At 33.8% G+C, this 19,094-nt stretch carries 15 protein-coding genes; 4 read left to right on the forward strand and 11 right to left on the reverse strand.

Annotated features, from left to right (window positions below):
• Window positions 1-45: 45 nt before the first annotated feature.
• The 10 genes from AC1RRN_RS16395 to AC1RRN_RS16440 form a co-directional block, all read right to left on the reverse strand.
• Entirely contained in the window at window positions 46-1,428 is a 1,383-nt protein-coding gene (locus AC1RRN_RS16395) for an alpha-amylase family glycosyl hydrolase (protein ID WP_492968330.1), read from the reverse strand.
• A 104-nt stretch (window positions 1,429-1,532) separates the two neighbouring features.
• Entirely contained in the window at window positions 1,533-2,612 is a 1,080-nt protein-coding gene (locus AC1RRN_RS16400; RefSeq protein WP_492968331.1) for a SusE domain-containing protein, read from the reverse strand.
• A gap of 14 nt (window positions 2,613-2,626) precedes the next feature.
• Complete coding sequence (locus AC1RRN_RS16405) at window positions 2,627-4,135, reverse strand: RagB/SusD family nutrient uptake outer membrane protein (protein WP_492968332.1); 1,509 nt, start codon at window positions 4,133-4,135, stop codon at window positions 2,627-2,629.
• A 9-nt stretch (window positions 4,136-4,144) separates the two neighbouring features.
• Window positions 4,145-7,360, reverse strand: coding sequence for a TonB-dependent receptor (locus AC1RRN_RS16410; protein ID WP_492968333.1), 3,216 nt, complete (start codon window positions 7,358-7,360; stop codon window positions 4,145-4,147).
• A gap of 188 nt (window positions 7,361-7,548) precedes the next feature.
• Window positions 7,549-8,727: a FecR family protein gene (locus AC1RRN_RS16415; protein ID WP_492968334.1), complete on the reverse strand. Its 1,179-nt coding sequence runs from the start codon at window positions 8,725-8,727 to the stop codon at window positions 7,549-7,551.
• Window positions 8,728-9,076: 349 nt separating this feature from the next.
• Window positions 9,077-9,640, reverse strand: a complete 564-nt coding sequence (locus tag AC1RRN_RS16420; RefSeq protein ID WP_492968335.1) for an RNA polymerase sigma factor — start codon at window positions 9,638-9,640, stop codon at window positions 9,077-9,079.
• 383 nt (window positions 9,641-10,023) lie between these two features.
• Entirely contained in the window at window positions 10,024-10,680 is a 657-nt protein-coding gene (locus AC1RRN_RS16425; RefSeq protein WP_008466087.1) for a hypothetical protein, read from the reverse strand.
• Between the two features lie 122 nt (window positions 10,681-10,802).
• Window positions 10,803-11,174, reverse strand: coding sequence for a YraN family protein (locus tag AC1RRN_RS16430; protein WP_492968336.1), 372 nt, complete (start codon window positions 11,172-11,174; stop codon window positions 10,803-10,805).
• Between the two features lie 200 nt (window positions 11,175-11,374).
• The gene (locus AC1RRN_RS16435; RefSeq protein ID WP_492968337.1) at window positions 11,375-12,274 is read right to left on the reverse strand and encodes a S66 peptidase family protein; all 900 of its coding nucleotides are present in this window, start codon (window positions 12,272-12,274) and stop codon (window positions 11,375-11,377) included.
• Between the two features lie 160 nt (window positions 12,275-12,434).
• A complete protein-coding gene (locus tag AC1RRN_RS16440) occupies window positions 12,435-13,508 on the reverse strand; it encodes a serine hydrolase domain-containing protein (protein ID WP_492968338.1) in 1,074 nt (357 codons plus the stop codon).
• A gap of 136 nt (window positions 13,509-13,644) precedes the next feature.
• Between AC1RRN_RS16440 and AC1RRN_RS16445 the strand changes: the two genes are divergently transcribed.
• Together AC1RRN_RS16445 and AC1RRN_RS16450 are read left to right on the forward strand one after the other, a co-directional pair.
• Complete coding sequence (locus tag AC1RRN_RS16445; protein WP_492968339.1) at window positions 13,645-14,751, forward strand: endonuclease/exonuclease/phosphatase family protein; 1,107 nt, start codon at window positions 13,645-13,647, stop codon at window positions 14,749-14,751.
• An 84-nt stretch (window positions 14,752-14,835) separates the two neighbouring features.
• A complete protein-coding gene (locus AC1RRN_RS16450; protein ID WP_492968340.1) occupies window positions 14,836-15,375 on the forward strand; it encodes a 3-hydroxyanthranilate 3,4-dioxygenase in 540 nt (179 codons plus the stop codon).
• A 165-nt stretch (window positions 15,376-15,540) separates the two neighbouring features.
• Here the strand turns inward: AC1RRN_RS16450 and AC1RRN_RS16455 are convergent, their stop codons facing one another.
• Window positions 15,541-16,500 carry an MBL fold metallo-hydrolase gene (locus AC1RRN_RS16455; RefSeq protein WP_492968341.1) on the reverse strand — a complete coding sequence of 320 codons (960 nt, stop codon included), beginning with the start codon at window positions 16,498-16,500 and terminating at the stop codon, window positions 15,541-15,543.
• 182 nt (window positions 16,501-16,682) lie between these two features.
• Between AC1RRN_RS16455 and amaB the strand changes: the two genes are divergently transcribed.
• Window positions 16,683-18,236 carry an L-piperidine-6-carboxylate dehydrogenase gene (gene amaB, locus AC1RRN_RS16460; protein ID WP_492968342.1) on the forward strand — a complete coding sequence of 518 codons (1,554 nt, stop codon included), beginning with the start codon at window positions 16,683-16,685 and terminating at the stop codon, window positions 18,234-18,236.
• Window positions 18,237-18,343: 107 nt separating this feature from the next.
• Entirely contained in the window at window positions 18,344-19,093 is a 750-nt protein-coding gene (locus AC1RRN_RS16465; protein WP_492968343.1) for a hypothetical protein, read from the forward strand.
• Window position 19,094: the final 1 nt, after the last annotated feature.

Here is a 19,094-nt window from a genome sequence, read left to right on the forward strand (position 1 = left end):
GTTATTTAGTTTTTTGCAAATCTAATTTATAAAGTTGCTTTGGTATTAGTTTTTCAACACTAAATATTGAAAAGGTTGTAACATTAATTCGGCACCAACAGTAACCGAAGTTCCCGTGAAAGCATCTTTCCATGTCCCTTTTAATGAAGGAGCAACCAGATATTTAACCGCTGAACTTGTTAAATTAGAAAGAACCAAAACTTTTTCTGCATCGTTTACCATTGTAAAAGCGCTTACTTCAGTACTGCTATATCCTGTGTAAGTTCCTTTTTTTATGGCATTGCTTGAATTTCTAAAAGCAATTATTTTTTTGTATTCTGCCAAAACAGATGCATCAGCAGTTGACCAGTCGATTGGTGTTTTTGCAAAATAATTGATTCTTTTATTGTATCCCACTTCTTGTCCGTTGTAAATCATTGGAACAGATTTCATATAAGAAGCGACAACAAATGCAGCGATAGAACCTTGTTTACCTCCAAAAAGTTCATAAGGTGTTCCTTCTGCAAGATTTACGTCATGATTACTGGTATATCTTACAATTCTGTTTTCAGGGTTGTAATTGTTTGCATATTCGGCAGCGTTTGCTTCCTGAATAGTAGTGGCAGGTTTATTTTCTTTGAATAGTTTTTCTAAAGTTGAGAAAAAGTTAAATCCAAATGTATAATCAAAACCAGAAGCAAAATGATTCACTTTTGTACCTTCAGCAAGCATTAAGATATTTTGATTTTTTTTGATGCTTCTTAATTTAGTAATTGCATCGGACCAAAAATTTTGCGGAACTAAATCAGCATAATCACATCTAAAACCATCAATGTTTGCATTGTAAACCCAGTAAGACATAGCATCTATCATAGCGTCTTTCATTTCAGTATTATTGAAATCTAATTGCGCAACATCATTGTAATTTGTTCCTGGAGGAATGATGATTTCTCCTTTATCATTTTTTTGATACCAATTTGGATGTTGTGTAATCCATGCATTATCCCATGCAGTATGATTGGCAACCCAGTCAAGAATTACTGCCATATTTTTTTTGTGCGCTTCTTCAACCAAAACCTGAAGATCTGCCAAAGTACCAAAATCAGGATTTACTGCTTTATAATCTTTTACTGCATAAGGAGAACCCAATTCTCCAGAAGCTTTTACTTTTCCAACCGGATAAACGGGCATTAAATAAACGACATTTGCACCCAATTCCTGAATTTGCGTAAGTCTGTCCTGAACACCTTTTAGTGTTCCGGCCTGACTAAAAGCACGAATGTTTACCTGATAAATTATGGCGTCTTCCTTCTTTGGCATTTTTTCGAAAGAAGCACCATATTGTTGGTATGGAGAACTTGGAGCCGGATTGTTGTCATCAGAAGAGCTACACGAAATAAATGCTAATGCAAGTAATACCGTATAAACGATGTTTATATTTGATTTCATATTTTTTTAATTTTATTAAATAAGTATAAAGTTTAAGATAGCCTGCCTTTCGCTCAAAAAAGGCAGGTATCACTCAAACTAATCTAGCTTATTTTAATGATAGATTATTTTTTAACTATAGTACAAGTTGCCGTTTTTGGGTAACCAGTACTTACAGGGTCTGTTTCATTAATTTTGAAAGTAACTTCGTAAAGGCCTGCTTCAGGAATATCATAAGCGCCTCCATTATCTAAATTAATAGTGTTTGTTGAAGGATCTGCTGGTCCGTAGTTAATAGTCCAACTATTATTTAGTCTGAATTTTAAAGCTCCTGGAACTAAGTTGGCAGTCACTTTCCATGTTTTGGTTTGATGATCGTAGCTCATAGGAGTACTATTATCCCAACCACCCGCTTGAGAAGTTCCAACAATTCCCCATGCATATGGAGTAGAGCTCCATTTTAAAGTATTTAAGTTTACTTTTATTTGATATGATCCCGCTCCCGGAAGAGTAAAATCAGTGTCACTCATGTTCTTTAAATCAGAGTTTGTGGCACCTGCCCCGAAGAATTGAGCCCAGTTTCTTCCTTTATTTAATTTAAATCCAGGACCTGCACCCTCAGGTAAAGTCATATAACCCTGATAAATTCCTAATTGGATTTCTGTTAAAGCAGCTGCTGTTTCTACTGCCCATCCCTGATAACTTCCCGGCATATAGATTTCGCCTATAACAACGGTTTTCAGGTAAGGTGTAACTTTTATGGTAACAGGGCCTGAATAAATTTTATGATCCATAGAAGATTCTACACGAATTACTAATTCTCCTGCAACGTTAGGCTTTAACCCTAAGTCTGTAGCGATTTTATTCAATTCGAAACCAGTAAATGATTTGCTTAAAACATCTTCTCCAACTTCAACTCGTTTAGCTTTTGCCCAGGCTTCGCTTCCTGTGATATCCGTAGGTAAATCAAATTGTATCGCATAAGTTACCGGTGCAGCAATAGGATAGGTTACTTTTGGCCAGGAAACAAGTAAAGCAGATTGATCTGAAGTATCTTCTTTAAGCACGATTGTACTAGATGAAACTTCAATCGCAGAAGGAAAAGTTACTGTTGCTAAGGTTGTTAGTTGTCCTTCGCTTTCGCAGGAAGTAGCTAAAAAAAGCAAACTGCCTAATACGAATAATTTATTTATATATTTTTTCATAATAGTTTTTGTTTTTAGTAACCTGGGTTTTGTTTAAGTCCACGGTTTGCATCTAAAGCAGATGTTGGGATCGGGAACAATTTTCTGTAAGCAGGAGAAGCTGGTCTGAATTCGTTTGCTAATAAAAATTTATCAAAACGAATCATGTCTTGTCTTCTGTGACCTTCCCAGTTTAATTCGAATCCTCTTTCGTTATAGATATCATCAAGAGTTGGGTTTGCAGCCAAAGGATCCAAGCCGGCACGTTGTCTGATTTGATCAACAAAAGGTTTTGCAGCAGCAGCATTTCCTAAACGAGCGTTACATTCTGCCATCATTAAAATTACGTCAGCATATCTGTAAATTGGAAAGTCGTTCGAAGCTCCGCCGCCACTTTTTACTCCGGCAGGATAAAATTTAACATCACGAACGCCCGCTTGAGGAGGTGCTCCAGGATTGTCTAAAGAACCCACTTCAAGCGTGTAGTTGAATCCGCCTGGTTGTTCTCCAAATAAGAATTGTTTTCTTCGGATATCATTTGTAGCATATTTCAGGAAGAAATCGGTAGGCACGATAGTTCCGTTCCAGCCAGAAAGTCCAAACATATTTGTACCCTGTGGACCATAAACACTTCGAACGGCATAAATATTACGAGAAACTAAATCAAGCGTTGCATAAATAGGTAAAATTGTTTCATCATCAGGAAGTACATCTCCAAATAATTCGTAATATTTATTGCCTAATGGGCTACCAGCGTTCTCTGCACCAGAATGTAGCGTAAAACCACCTTCGCTAACTTTGTTACAAGCAGCTAAACATTCGGCCCATTTTGCTTCTCCCGTATATACCTGAGCATTCAGATATACTTTTGCTAAAAGCGTATAACCAGCCCATTTGTTGAATCTTCCATAATAGTTTCCTCCTCTTGTAACTGAAAGTAATTCTACATTCGCGGTTAATTCTTTTACAATAAATGCAAAAACATCTTTGCGGCTTGACTGAGGAATTTTATCAACAGTAGTATTATTATCAGTATAAAAAGGCACATCTCCAAAATCATCAATCAATAAATAATAATAGAAAGCACGTAATACTTTTGCTTCAGCAATTTTTGAAGGATCTGCTTTTGCTTTTTCTAATAACTCAACCGCTAAATTGGCTTTGAAAATACCATTGTATAACCAGTTCCAGGTATTGTTAATAATGAATTCAGTTGGCAGCCACACATGTTTATGTAATCGGGCAAAATCCTGTTGCCAGTTACCATCATTTCTATGCGGAATTACCTGCTCATCTGATGACATACAGTTCATGTCATACCAGCCGTTATCTGCTCCGGCATAACCTACCCCAGGAACATTTTTACGTTCAAAATCGCCAGGAATTTCTGCGTATACAGATGCAAGAGCAATATCGGCTCCTTCTGGAGTACCATAAAAGCTGTCAGGTTGATATTTATCGTATACATTTTCGTTGATATCTGTACAGCTAAAAAGGGTTAGGAAACATGCGCTTCCTGCTAATACTATATTTTTAATTTTCATTTCTTTTTACTATTTAAATTTTACAGTCAAACCAAATGCAACACTTCTGGTACGCGGATAAATACCTTTATCACCACCAAAATTATCAGCAGGATCACCACTTGCGCTTACGTTTAATTCTGGATCAAGACCTGTGTAATCTGTAATCAGTAGTAAATTATTTCCGGTAAGAGAAAGTCTAATATTGTCTACATATTTATCTGTAAAACGGAATGTATATCCTGCGGTAAGATTGTCTAAACGTATGAATGAACCATCTTCTAACCATAAGTCAGAAGCATAAGGAGAAGAAAAAATTCCTTTATCAACAGCACTTTGCAAAACATTTGAACTACCTGTATTCTCCAACATGCTTAATCTTTGATTAAGTGTATTGTAGATTTTATTTCCTCCAGAACCTCTCCATAACATAGAAACGTCAAAATTTTTGTATCTGTAGGTTGGATTAAAAGCAAATGTGTAAGTTGGTAAAGCTGAACCTGCATAATAACGATCTGCACTTCTGGCACCCTGATCAATTGGTTCACCACTTCCGTCACGATCTAAAACTGTTTCAACATTCTGGCTGTTTTTTCCGGTACTTTCTAAGATATAAAATGCACCGATTGGTTTTCCTTGAATTAAAAAAGAGTTAGGCGCTCCCCATCCTACGTAGTCTGTGTCTAAAGGAAGACCATTTATGCTTCCACTTAAACTTAGTATTTCATTTTTCATAAACGATACGTTGCCGGCTAATGTCAATGTACTATTATCCGTCCTGATTACATCGTAAGCAAGTGCAATCTCAAGTCCTTTATTTGAAATACTTCCTAAATTTGCTCTGACAACATTATAGGGATAAGGTGGCTGAGGTACAGTATAGTTAAATAATAAATCATCAGTTCTGGAATCGTAAACATCTACACTACCTCTTAATCTATTATCCAAAAGAGCAAAATCAAGACCTATATTAGTTTGTTTTTTGGTTTCCCATTTCAAATCAGCATTGGCATTTTGAGAAAAACCAAAATTGGTAATGAGTGACCCTGCAAAATAAATAGCTCCGGCACTATCTATTAATGGTAATGAAAATTGTGGGCCAAGACCTTGCTGGTTACCCGTTTCACCATATCCAACACGTAATTTCAATTCATTAAACAAATTTTGATTTGTCATGAATGATTCTTTGTTAATTTGCCACGCCACAGATGCTGAAGGGAAATTTCCCCATTTGTTATTGGCACCAAATACAGATGAACCATCTCGTCTGATACTTGCAGTCAATAAATAACGATCAAGTAAAGAGTAATTTAGTCTTCCTAAATAGGAAACTAAAGATCGATCATTTTTATACGTTCTGATATCACCCGATCTTACTTTAGACAAATCACCAAACTGTAATGCGTTGTAACTAGCTTCATCACTAATAAAACCTCTTGCCTGAGTAAAACTACCCTGATACGTTTGGTTTTGCCATTCGTATAAAGCCAAAGCATTAAAACTATGGATTCCAAAAGTCTTTTTGTAGGTAAGACTAAGGTTCGTTAGTTTTTCGTTTTGTCTGTCATTTTTAATATTACCAAAACCTTTTTGCTCCATTGCATAAGCATCTGTTGATGCTGCTGGCATGTAATATCCTTCGTTTCTATTTGTCTTTCTCCAGCTTCCAAACCAGTTTGCTGTAAAACCTTTACCTAAGTCTAAGTCTGCTTTTAAGCTTCCAAATAAGTTGTCATTTTGAGTTTCACTAGTTACCTCTTGTGCTGCTGCATAAGGATTTAAATAATGAAATACAGTGGCATCAGTAAAATAGCTTCCGTCAGTATTAAAAACAGGATCTGTTGGTCTGGCCAATAACGCATTTGTAATAAGGTTTGACATGTAAGCAGCCGTTCCGATATTACCAATACTGCTGGTTACATTATTTACTCCGGTATTTAAATTAAAAGTCAATTTTAATTTGTCATTAAGAGCTAATTGTGTTGCCTGAAGACGACCAATATATTTTTGATTACTAGAATTAATTACAACTCCATCTTGCATAATAGCAGTTATAGAAGCTCTGTAATTAAATTTGTCTGTACCACCTCCAAATGAAAGTGTGTGTGTTTGTGTAATTCCGGTTTGAGTCAGTAAACCATACCAATTTGTATCTGAACCATGATTGGCAGAAGCTGGCGTACCATACTTTTGAGCGGTTTCCCACCACTGGTTTGCATCAAGCATGTCCAATTTTTTTGGAATAAAATCGATAGAACTATAACCAACATATTCCATCGTAGTTTTTCCGGCTTTATTCTTTTTAGTAGTTACAATGATAACTCCAGGCGCTCCTCTTGAACCATAGACTGCGGTAGCAGAAGCATCTTTCAGAACATCTATCGCTTCAATTTCGCTTGGTGGAACCTGATTTAATAAATCCATATTTCCCTGAATTCCATCAACAACAACTAATGGATCATTTCCTCCGATTAAGGAAGAAATACCTCTAATACGAACACTTGGTCCTGAACCTGGCTCACTACCTATTTGCGTAATATTTACACCAGCAGCTTTTCCTGAAATTAATGACAGCGGATTAACGATTGCTCCCTGATTCATGTCTTTTGCAGCAACTGAAGAAACAGCTCCTGTAACATCTTTTCGAGTTGTAGAACCGTAACCTACAACTACAATTTCCTGTAAGTTGGTGGCATCAGGAAGAAGTTGAATATTAATAACAGCTTGATTAGCAACTACCTTTTTTTCTTTGTATCCAACAAAACTCACTATAATCACAGCAGAACTGCTTTCAACAGTAATTTTGTATTTACCGTCAAAATCAGTAACCATTCCGTTTTTAGTTCCTTCCTCAAGAACAGAAGCTCCTGGTAAAGGCAAACCATTTTCATCAGTAATAATTCCGGAAACCGTTTGTTTTTGATATATAACGGCCTGAGTTTTAAGTTCTGGTTTTTTTAGTATAATTTGAGTATCTCTAACCTTAAATTCTGTGGGAGTTCCTTTGAAAAGTTTATCCAAAACAATATTAATCGGTTGATCTTTTACAGAAATTGAAATCGTTCGATCTAAATCGATGTCACTCAGTTTATAAATAAACCTGAAATCTGTTTTTTGTTCTATGGTCTCAATAACCTTTTCGATAGTTGAATTGTTTAATTCAAGGGTTACTTTTGTCTTTTGTGCATAAGTATTCCCTCTAATATTAAACATGGCGACCAAAATAAGTAGTGTAGTTAGTTTCAATTTTAGGTCATTTTGGAACACTCGGTATAAAAACCCAGTATTCTTTGATTTTTTTTTCATAATTTTGTTAATTGATTGTAGTTAATTCGTTATATTCAATCACTTAGTTAATCGGAAATTGTTCGCAGCTCTTTCCGATTTTTTTATTCTAGTACCTTCTCATCCTGTTTTTTCATTGGTTTTAGTGGTTATTTAATTAGTATTTGATTGTTTTTTATCGTGTAATTAATGCCGTGAATGTCATTAAAATAACTCATTACTTTTTCTATTGATTCATCGCTGAAACTAGCATTGAATTTTTCGTTCGCCAGTTTTTCGTTTTTATTGATAATGGTTACGTTATAGCGTCTTTCGAGTTTTGTAATGATGTTTTTGAAAGTCATATTTCTAAAAGTCAGTCCGCCATTAATCCAGGAAGTATAAATATCAGTGATAACAGGCTTGGTTAAAATCTGGCTATTCCCTTTATCAAAGCTTCCTTTGTAGCCTGGTTTCAGAACCGTATTTTTATTAGCATCAAATTCTTCGTTTACAGTGTACATTCCAACTGAACCTTCTACCAAAACAACATCTGTTGCCGTATCTTCCGGATAATTAGAAACATTAAAGTGTGTTCCCAAAACACGTACATTCAAATTGTCAGCATTTACAATGAAAGGATGTTTTTTATCTTTGGTAACATCAAAAAAAGCTTCTCCATCTAAAAATACTTGTCTGTTTTCGCCGGCAATAAATTTTACAGGATATTTTAAAGTAGTTCCGGAGTTTAAATGAACAGTAGTTCCGTCAGATAATTGCAATTGAAATCTTTTCCCGTACGGAATTTTGATCGTGTTATAAGCGACTTTCTCTAAATCAGAATTATTGTCGTAAACAATTTTACTTCCGTCTTGATTTGCTACTACATTTCCGTCAGTATCTCTTACTTCAACTTTATTATTTTCAGATATAATCTGAATATTTCCATTTTCTAGTTGTAGCACAATATCAGTACTTTTAAAATCGAATTTTGGTTCGGTTTTAGTCTGGAAGGTTCCTTTTTGATAAGCAATTCCAATTCCTAATAAAACAACTACCGAAGCAGCAATCGAAATGTATTTTCTGAAATTTGATTTTTTGGGAGCAATAGAAATTGTTGTTTCTTCTTCTTTAGAGGCACCCAGGATGTTTAAGAAAATATCATCAGCAGTTTTCTGATTCATTTTTGGCATTTCACCCAAAAGATTTTGAATGTCTTCTACAGTCGGAAAATCGTCTGTAAGTTGATTTTTTTTGTAATAAGCAATTACTTCATTTGTTTCCTCAGGTGTACATTGGTTTAAAACAAATTTTTGTAAAAGACTTTTTATTTCTGAATTTGAATTCATTACGAATTGTTTTTAGGTCCGGTTCTTATATAATACAGTTGAAAGGAAGTTGAGTACTACTCAAACGTTATAAATTTTTAAATTTTAACATATTGATGTTGAATAAATCTTTGTTAAGTGTTGATTTTGTTGAGTTCTGTCATGAATAATAATTTTTAATTTTTTTGCAAGAAATCATGCTTTTGTCATTCGAACTGTTGATTTAACCGAAAAGAACGCGAGGATCTACGCAAAGAACGCAATGAATAAAACTTTGCGAACCTTCCGTAGATCCTCGCGTTCTTGCGGTTAAGTAAAAAAAAAATCACTCCGAAAGAAGTGATTTTAATGGTCAAATTGGTTTTTTGGTTTAGATAATTTCATCATGAACGTGAAAAAAGACTCGCATCGATTCTAATGCTTTACTCATTTGGTTCCTGACAGTATTTATAGAGATGCCGAGTTCCTGACTAATTTCTTCATAACTCATGCCTTTCTTTCGTGACATTTTAAATATTTGTTTTCGTTTTGGAGGAAGCTGTTTCATGGCCTGTTTCCGAAGTTTTTTACAATCTGCTTCCCGAATGGAATAATCTCCATATTCATGAGATTTTTGACTTTCGTAAAAAACAGCTTCTTTAAGGGCCAGATCGTTTGCAACTTTATTTAGGGTATTAAAAGCCTGATTTCGTGCAATGGTGAAAATATAAGCTTTAAAAGATTGATCCGGATTTAAGTTTTCGCGATGCAACCAGACTTTCATAAAAACGTCCTGTACATTTTCTTCGGCTGCTTCTTTAGATTTTAAAAGACTGATACTGTAACCATAGATATCCTGATAGTATAAATCAAAAAGTTGGCGAAATGCTTTTTCGTTGCCATTTTTGAGTTCACTTAGCAATAATTTTTCGCTATGGTTGTTTGTTTCTAACAATTTAATTAGTCTTTATTTAATTCTAATTATAGTTTACGATCAAACGGAAGGTCGTGTGTTTGACTTGGTAGCAAATATATAAAAATATTATTCGCAACAAATTATATATAAAAAAACTTAATTCTGATTTTTATAACGTTTTTCAAACGAATGATACAAAAACAGTCCGCAAGTGGCTTTTTGTCAAGTAAGTGTATTTTTGACGCTTTAGTAAAATGCTATTTAATTTAGAATTTATCTTTTGAGAATATTCTTATTTGCTAAAATGAAAATTTATAGGAAATAACAAAAAGCAATGCAAAAAAAATCCTTTTGTCTTTCCAATAGAAGACAAAAGGATTGTATAATAAAAACCCAAAGTGGGTGAGTTATCGAATGTAAATTTAGTTTTTCAGATCTTTAATTACTTTAAAAGCAACATCAACCTGATCTTCTCCCACTAAAATGGTAAATTCATTTGAAGTCGAAATCACCTCGTTTATAATAATTCCTTCCCAAGCCAAACGTTGGAAAATAAAATAATAAATACCAGGAACTACGATATTTTCTTTTGGCAATTTCACTGTAATTGAAGCCAAATTATCTAATTTCTGAATCAATTTTTCGCGCATAAAGTGTTTCTCAACTAAATGATTTACACTGCTGCTCACGACTATATTGGTTTCATTCACACCACGAGATGAGGTATAAAAGATATCAGATAAAGCATTAATATCAGAAATTAAATCAGCTTGTTTGTTTAAAACAGTTTCTGACGCAGCAAAAGTGTAATCTGTCAACTCAGATCGAACTGTAATTTCACCAATATTCTTGATTACTTTATTGATTTTATGGTTTAATTTAAAATCTAATTCTTCGGTAAGTCTTTTAAGTGACATTACAACAGCGCCTTGTTTTACTTCTTTACCAAACTCACTTTCTAATTCGGTCATAATGTTCCGAGACAGAGAAGTTAAATTAATAATTCCGAGAGATAACGCATTTAATAAAAACGGCTTTGTTTTGATGTAATTTTCGACGATTGAAGAAACGGTTTTCATAATTTTTTTTCTTTTTTTTTTGTAACTTAATTGTGTTGGTTTAGTTTAATAGTGATGTTAAAAATCTTTGCAAATATAAATAAAAAAACAATTTGTTACAATTATAACAATAAAAATTTATGTTAAAAATGATAAAATGCATCGGTAAGATGTTCAATTGCAAATGTTTCGCCGTCTTTATGGATCGCAATGATGTCAAAACGAATTTCAATTGTGTCTTCAAAATCCATTTCCCTATCGTTTATGTAGGCATTTACTGCTTTTATGAGTAATTGAATTTTTTTTGGTTTCACAAAATCCTGCGGATCTCCAAAATCTAAACTCGATCTTGTCTTAACTTCGACGATGGCCAAATAGTTGTCTTTTTGTGCAATAATATCAATTTCAGCTTTCTGAAAAGTCCAGTTTCGATCTAATATTTCATACCCATCTTCCTCAAGATATTTCACTGCAAGTTCTTCTCCCTTTTTTCCGAGTTCATTGTGTTCAGCCATGTTTTTACTAGTTATGAATTATTAGTTATGAGTTTTTACCTAATGGAAATATTTATAACTTATTTTATTGAATTGAAAATTGCACGCAAAGACGCAAAGTCGCAAAGGATTAAATTAAAACTTTGCGACTTTGCGTCTTTGCCTGATTTTTATGTGTGGTATTTAAAGCTTAGGCGAAATGTTCCCGGCTTTACATAATGTTACTTTTTAAAAGTAAGTGTACTGCCAGACGCATTAACGTCAATTGTAGCCGTATTTCCCATGATTAAAGCTCTATTATCTCTGATATGTCCTGCCGGAAAATTAAAAATTACCGGAATATTGTATTTTTTGGTTACATCATCAATAATTTCCAAAGCATTTTTTCCCCACGGAACTTCATTATCTTTCATGCTGGTCATGGCTCCAATGACAATTCCTTTTAGATTTTCAATACAGCCATTGCGTTTCAGGTTCATCATCATTCGATCAATATGATAAAGATATTCATCTAAATCTTCTATAAACAGAATCTTATCCTTGCAATCTATAGCTGATTGTGAACCTAACAAACTGTATAAAATAGATAAATTTCCTCCTACTAATTCGCCAGTTGCCTTTCCAAAACGATTCATCGGATCTGGGCCAACAGTATATGATAATGGCTCACCAAATAAACTCGCTTTTAAAGAACTGATGGCTTCTGGAGTATTACGGGCAACACTTACCGGCATAGTACCGTGAATTGATTTATAGCCCATTGTATTTAAGTGATTGTGTAAAACAGTCACATCACTAAAGCCAATTACCCATTTTGGATGCTTTTTAAACTTGGTAAAATCTAGTAAATCGACCATTCTAACAGTTCCGTAGCCACCACGTACACACCAAATCGCCTTAATATTCGGATTGTCCATTTGTTTCTGAAAATCAGCAGCACGCTGTTCATCTGTTCCGGCTAACTGGTTAACATCAAGTCCAATTGTACTTCCAATAACAGCTTCTAATCCCCAACTGTGTAATAAATCAATAGTTGGTTTAAGATTATCATCGATATTTTTTCGGGCAGTTGATAAAATGGCTATAGTATCTCCTTTTTGTAAATAAGGTGGTGTGATCATGTTTTGTTGTGATTGACAGGTGAATGATTGAAAAGCAAAAATAAGAAATATGAGTTTACAGCTGGTGAAGTGTTTTTTTAAGTAACGGATGTTGTTTGTGTTCATATTTTTTTGTTTGCTTAAAATTATAAATTATTTTTTAAATCGGTTTTGAGTTTTATCAACCTCCATATTTGTTTTGCAATTCTTCTAATAACAGCATTAATCCTTTGTCTGCTTCCTCAGCCTGAACGTTTGCAAAAATTATAAATGCCTTGTTGATATTTTTACAAAGATACACTTTGGTCAAAAAAGTTCCGGGATTTCCATTGTGAAAAGAATATCTCAATTTACTTTTTTCGTTAATTTCTGAATTCCATCCAAAAGAAAATTCAGGAAAACCATAATGCATTATATTAAATTCTTTTGCAGTTAATATTTTAGATTTTCCATTTAAACCTTGAAGTTGCATTTGGATGAACTTACAATAATCTGGCAAACTAACATTTATATTTCCTGCAGACGAAAGCCAATTTAGTTTGTAATTTAGAGATGGTTCTTCGGGTTTTAAATTTTCATCATGACCCCAAGGCTGCTGAATGTCTTTTAAATTCGGCTGACCAAAATCAAAATCTATATGTAAGCTTTTGCCTAAATCTTTCACTAAATTTTCATAAGTCTTTCCGGTTGCTTTTTCAAGCATAAGTCCCGCGGCAACATAACTTGGATTAGACCAATAAACATCTTGTTTTTCGGTGGAAGGATTTTGTTGTAAAAACCAGGCAATAAATTCATAACGCTGTTGCTGATTATTTCCTTTAATTTCATTTTGTGTTGGTGTGTCATTGCCGTATGACCAGGTATTAATTTTAGCTCTAAAAGTGATAAAATCCTGTAAAGTAAAATCATAAGTGGCGGGATTACTTTTTGCTTTCAATTCGGGATACAAATCAAAAAAATTAGTATCCCACTTAATTTTTCCTTCTTTAACCAAAACAGTAGCTAAATAACTTGTAATGGTTTTTGTTATCGATCCCAAACGAAATTTATCAGATAAATTGGCTTTAAAATTGGTGTTAATTCGCTGATATCCTAAAGACTGAATTTCTAAAATAGAATCAGATGAAACTACAGCATAAGCCAATTCCGGAATGTTATATTTTACTCTAATGCTATCAGCAAACGAACTATTTTTTTGCGAATGAGAAATTTGGAAAAATAAAGAGAATACAAGTGCAAAAAGCAATTTTTTCATTTTTGAAAACAGTAAATTAAGTAAGCAAGTTACAAGAGATTTTAGGATATACAAATAAATAAGAAAAATATTTTATTTGATTTTTCTTACAAATTAATTATTTTTTATAATATTGAATTCTAAAAAATATTAATTTATGCAGAATATTAAATTCCGATTATATCTGATCATTCTATTGTCATTTTCGCTTCAGGCGCAATCCAAAAAATATATTATTCACACCATCGCATTTTATAATTTTGAAAATTTATTTGATACCAATAATGATATAAATACTAATGATGACGAATGGACGCCAACAGGAGCACAGCATTGGACAGAAGAAAAGTACCATCAAAAATTAAAAAATCTTGCCAGAGTAATATCAGAAATTGGCACTCCTGAAAACCCAAATGCACCAACAATTATTGGTGGTTCTGAAGTTGAGAATCGCACTGTTTTAGAAGATTTAATTAAAGAACCTAAGCTTGTTGCTTTTGATTATGGAATCATTCACTTTGATTCACCAGACAAACGCGGAATTGATGTGGCTTTATTGTATCAGAAGAAATATTTCAAACCAACCTCATTTTTTAATATTCCATTATTAATTTATAAAAATAAGGACATAATAAAGGAAGAAAAGAAGAGGGAACATGATGATGAACTCGAAGATAAAGTAGAAACAACAAAAGATAATAATCGTGTTTTTACCAGAGATCAGCTTTTAATAACCGGATTTTTAGAAGGTGAGGAAATAAGTATTATTGTGAATCACTGGCCGTCAAGATCGGGCGGAGAAAAAGCTTCGAGTCAGTTTCGTGAAGCAGCAGGAACATTAAATCGTAAAATTGTCGATTCATTGCAGCGTATTAACCCAAATGCTAAAGTTTTTACAATGGGAGATTTAAATGATAGTCCATTTAATAAAAGTGTAAAAATAGCCTTAGGAGCAAAATCAAAAAAGGCGGAAGTTCCTGAATTTGGTATTTTTAATCCGTTTGAGGAAATGGCAAACCACGGAATGGGAACAATTGCTTTTCGCGATTCATGGGATATTTTCGACCAAATTATGATGACGGAGTCCGTTATAAAATCTGATTATTCCACTTTTACATTTTGGAAAGCGGGTATTTTTAATAGACCTTTTTTGGTTCAGACTTCGGGTCAATATAAAGGATATCCGCTTCGTCATAGTCAAACCGAAGTTGGTTTTAGCGATCACTTTCCAGTTTATATTTATTTGATAAAAGAAAAGAATTGAGTTACAGTTTTGACCTGAAAACTGCGACTGCGACTGAAAACTTTTCACTAACTTAGCTAAATATAAATTCAGTACTTCAAAAAAATGGCAATAGCAAAACCTTTCAATCTTACAAAATGGATCGACGAAAATCGTCATTTATTAAAACCACCAGTTGGAAATAAAAATCTCTACGTTGATTCCGGTGATTATATTGTAATGATTGTGGCGGGTCCAAATGCCCGTAAAGATTATCATTATAACGAAACCGAAGAGCTTTTTTATCAGCTTGAAGGAAGCATAAAAGTTGTAATTCAGGAAGATGGTGAACGCAAAGAAATGGAATTAAATGCGGGTGATATGTACCTGCATCCTGCTAAAATTCCACATTCTCCGGTTCGTTCTGCTGGTTCAATTGGATTAGTAATCGAACGCAAACGCGCAGGAAAAGGATATACTGACGGCTTGCTTTGGCATTGTGATAATTGCAACCATAAATTATATGAAGTGTATTTTGAATTGCACAATATCGAAAAAGATTTCTTGCCTCATTTCGAACACTTCTATAATTCTGAAGATTTAAGAACCTGTGACAATTGCGGAACTGTAATGGAATCTGATCCGAGGTTTGTGGCGAAGAAGTAATTATAAAAGTTTAATAATAATAATTTTAAGGAGCTATTTCCTGCTGTCCTTCCAAATCTTTTGTGCGGAACCCCCGCACAAAAGGATTTTCCTCCCCATCAGGGCTAGGGCAATTATTTTCAAAAGAAAAATCTTTTTAATCTAAATAATCTATGGCAAAAAGATTTACAATTCAAATCTTTTCCCTTGCTCAGGGTAAATAATTTGCACTCCTAAATCATTCTGATTTTTAAGCTGCTCTTTTAGCTTTATAATGTTTTTAGTTGGTGGTTTTAAATGTGTAACAATAATTTTAAAACCTTTTAAAGTTCCTTTTCCGGCTGCGTCTTCTAAAACATGAAGTTCTTTCATTAAATAATTTGGAGTCAAATGCCCAAATAAAAATTGGTCTGGCTGTTCGTTTGGGAATGATACCTCAATAAAAATTCCTTTTAATTGTTTGTTTTTTATAAGCGGTGCAATTGCTGCCCATAGCTCTTTCAAATCGTTACTTTTTTCAACAGCATCAGGTCCGGTATCTCCTAAATATAAAACGCAGGAATCTCCATTTTTAATTAAAAAAGCAGTACTCTCAAAAGGATTGACATGGCTTAACGGAAAAGCTTTAACTGTCATTGTAGTATTAGTCACAGGAGTTTCTTCATTAATATTTAAAGTTTGAAAATGATATTTTTTCAATGGATTACCAGGCCCTTTATCTCCAAAATTGGCCCAGGTTTGGTCATTAAAATAATGGTTTTCCATCATTTCCATACATTTATTTGTGGCATACACAGTCTTAGATGAATCGGCTGGAGAGTTAATAATCAAGCCAGATACATGATCCAAATGGGCATGCGAAATGAAATAACCTTTTATATATTTTCTCAAAACTTCACTCGTTGAAACTTTAAAGACTTTATTTACAATGGCTTTTTCAATTCCGGCATTTATAGTTCCTGCATCTAAACTAATGAAATCATTCGTATTGATTGGGGCTACTAAATAAGCTGATAGATTTTTTTCATCAATACCGCCTTTAACTCCCAAAGGAACAACCTGAAAGGAAGCTTTTTGTTCTTTTTGAGAAAAAACAGTCGCTGTAATTAGAAGAAAACAAATTAAGAATCGGTTGAAAATGGACATGTTTGTATAATTTTGTTATTGCAAATTTCATGAATTAAACCGAATAAATTAGTCGGCATTTCAGAAATACACATTTATTAATCCTAAATTTACTTTGATTTTAACGATACAATTTCATTGAAATTCGTCTCGAAATAATATCTTTACTAAAAAATATAACAATTTTAACTAAAAAAGTTACAATGACAACAATAGCATCACAATTTGGAATGAATGAAGCTCTGGATAAATTGGGCATCAAATTGATAAATGACGGAACATCAACAGGTATACAAAGTTTTTCATCAGGAGAAATTTTAGATAGTTTTTCACCAGTTGACGGAAAATTGATTGCTTCAGTAAAAATGTCAACACAAGAAGATTATGAAAAAGTAATGCGTTCAGCAACGGAAGCATTTAAAACCTTTCGTTTGATTCCTGCTCCACAACGTGGTGAAATTGTACGTCAGTTTGGAGAAAAATTACGTCAGAATAAAGATGCTCTGGGTAAATTGGTTTCTTATGAAATGGGTAAATCATTACAGGAAGGTTATGGAGAGGTTCAGGAAATGATCGATATCTGCGATTTTGCTGTTGGATTATCACGCCAGTTACATGGATTAACAATGCATTCTGAAAGACCCGGACACCGTATGTATGAACAATATCATTCATTGGGAGTTGTCGGAATTATTTCGGCATTCAATTTTCCAGTAGCAGTTTGGTCCTGGAATACGGCTTTAGCATGGATTTCCGGTGATGTTTGCGTTTGGAAACCTTCTGAAAAAACACCTTTATGCGGAATTGCATGTCAAAATATTATTGCTCAGGTTATCAAAGAAAACAATCTTCCGGAAGGAATTTCATGTTTGATTAATGGGGATTACAAAATAGGCGAATTAATGACTAAGGATACTCGTATACCATTAATTTCTGCAACAGGTTCAACCCGAATGGGAAAAATTGTTGCACAAGCCGTAGCAGGACGTTTGGGAAAATCATTATTAGAATTGGGAGGAAATAATGCGATTATCGTAACTCCGGATGCTGATATTAAAATGACCGTTATTGGAGCTGTTTTTGGGGCTGTTGGAACTGCAGGACAGCGTTGTACATCAACACGCCGATTGATTATTCACGAAAGTATTTACGATAAAGTTAAAGATGCTTTAGTGGCTGCTTATAAACAATTGCGAATTGGAAATCCGCTTGACGAAAACAACCATGTCGGACCACTAATTGATACGCACGCAGTTGAAATGTATGCGATCGCTTTAAACAAAGTTGTTGCTGAAGGCGGAAAAATTTTAGTTGAAGGGGGAGTACTTTCAGGTGAAGGTTACGAAAGTGGTTGTTATGTAAAACCTGCTATTGCTGAAGCTGAAAATTCATTTGCTATTGTACAACACGAAACATTTGCTCCGGTTTTATATTTGATTAAATATACTGGTGAAGTTGAGAATGCAATCGAAGTTCAAAATGGAGTTGCACAAGGATTATCATCAGCAATTATGACCAATAATTTACGAGAAGCAGAAAGATTTTTGTCTGTGGTTGGTTCTGATTGTGGAATTGCAAATGTAAATATCGGAACTTCCGGAGCTGAAATTGGCGGTGCTTTTGGTGGAGAAAAAGAAACCGGAGGCGGTAGAGAATCAGGTTCTGATGCCTGGAAAATTTACATGCGTCGTCAAACGAATACGATCAATTATACTACAAGTTTACCTTTGGCACAAGGAATTAAATTTGATTTGTAAAACAAAATTTATACTAATAAAAACCGCTTTTTAATTTATTTTGAAAAGCGGTTTTTTATGCTTGATTTTGGTGTATTTTATTTAAGTTTGGTTAAAATTCCCAATAAATGAAATGTAAAATATTTTTGTTGTTAGCTGCAATTTCTATCATAAGTTGTAATAAAAAGTCAGATGTAAAAGCTGCAGTAGTTTCAAATAAAGACACTTTGAATCAGAAAATTTTTGACGAAGAATACGAAAGTGAACCTGAAATAATAGCTTTAAAAGAACTAAAATTCCCAACAACGGGAAAAAATGCAGAAGATTTTGTTCTGGAATCTTGCAAGATAACAATGCGTGCAGAGGGTTTTTTAAATGACGACGATCTTAAAGATATTGTAATTGTTTTGCAGAATGAAAACAATAATACCGATTCCCGTGCAACATTGGTTCTTTTACAACAAGCAACAGGAGGTTATAAGTTAGAGGAACTTTCATGGGAAGCAGTAAGTCCGGAATATTTAGAAGATGGGACCCCGTTTTATGATACGGGAGAAATTTCTATAGATGAGGATAAAGCATTACATATTATGCTTAATGGAATGGGACCTGTTGGATCGAGAGAAGCGGTATATAAATATGTAAATGATAAATTAGTTTTGGTTAGAATAGAAACTTTTCATTCAGGAGCCGGCTCTCATGTGACGAGTGCTTATGATCTTGTTTCTGGTGAAGTTGATCATGAAGTTACGAATACATTGCATGATAATTGGCCAAGTGAACATCAAATTAAAAAGTTTAAATTGGAACAGGAAATTCTATTTGAAAATGCTAATCCAGATGCAATTTTAGAAAAACTTCCACACGCAGAATGGTAAT

This window comes from Flavobacterium sp. GW821-FHT11G01, assembly GCF_058808175.1.

What these genes read in the sequence shown, in the direction of transcription:
- AC1RRN_RS16435 (WP_492968337.1), bottom strand. Translation starts at nt 12,274, where the DNA reads ATGATCACACCACCTTATTTACAAAAAGGAGATACTATAGCCATTTTA.
- AC1RRN_RS16445 (WP_492968339.1), top strand. Translation starts at nt 13,645, where the DNA reads ATGCAGAATATTAAATTCCGATTATATCTGATCATTCTATTGTCATTT.
- AC1RRN_RS16450 (WP_492968340.1), top strand. Translation starts at nt 14,836, where the DNA reads ATGGCAATAGCAAAACCTTTCAATCTTACAAAATGGATCGACGAAAAT.
- AC1RRN_RS16415 (WP_492968334.1), bottom strand. Translation starts at nt 8,727, where the DNA reads ATGAATTCAAATTCAGAAATAAAAAGTCTTTTACAAAAATTTGTTTTA.
- AC1RRN_RS16405 (WP_492968332.1), bottom strand. Translation starts at nt 4,135, where the DNA reads ATGAAAATTAAAAATATAGTATTAGCAGGAAGCGCATGTTTCCTAACC.
- AC1RRN_RS16430 (WP_492968336.1), bottom strand. Translation starts at nt 11,174, where the DNA reads ATGGCTGAACACAATGAACTCGGAAAAAAGGGAGAAGAACTTGCAGTG.
- AC1RRN_RS16400 (WP_492968331.1), bottom strand. Translation starts at nt 2,612, where the DNA reads ATGAAAAAATATATAAATAAATTATTCGTATTAGGCAGTTTGCTTTTT.
- AC1RRN_RS16425 (WP_008466087.1), bottom strand. Translation starts at nt 10,680, where the DNA reads ATGAAAACCGTTTCTTCAATCGTCGAAAATTACATCAAAACAAAGCCG.
- AC1RRN_RS16455 (WP_492968341.1), bottom strand. Translation starts at nt 16,500, where the DNA reads ATGTCCATTTTCAACCGATTCTTAATTTGTTTTCTTCTAATTACAGCG.
- AC1RRN_RS16465 (WP_492968343.1), top strand. Translation starts at nt 18,344, where the DNA reads ATGAAATGTAAAATATTTTTGTTGTTAGCTGCAATTTCTATCATAAGT.
- AC1RRN_RS16395 (WP_492968330.1), bottom strand. Translation starts at nt 1,428, where the DNA reads ATGAAATCAAATATAAACATCGTTTATACGGTATTACTTGCATTAGCA.
- AC1RRN_RS16440 (WP_492968338.1), bottom strand. Translation starts at nt 13,508, where the DNA reads ATGAAAAAATTGCTTTTTGCACTTGTATTCTCTTTATTTTTCCAAATT.
- amaB (WP_492968342.1), top strand. Translation starts at nt 16,683, where the DNA reads ATGACAACAATAGCATCACAATTTGGAATGAATGAAGCTCTGGATAAA.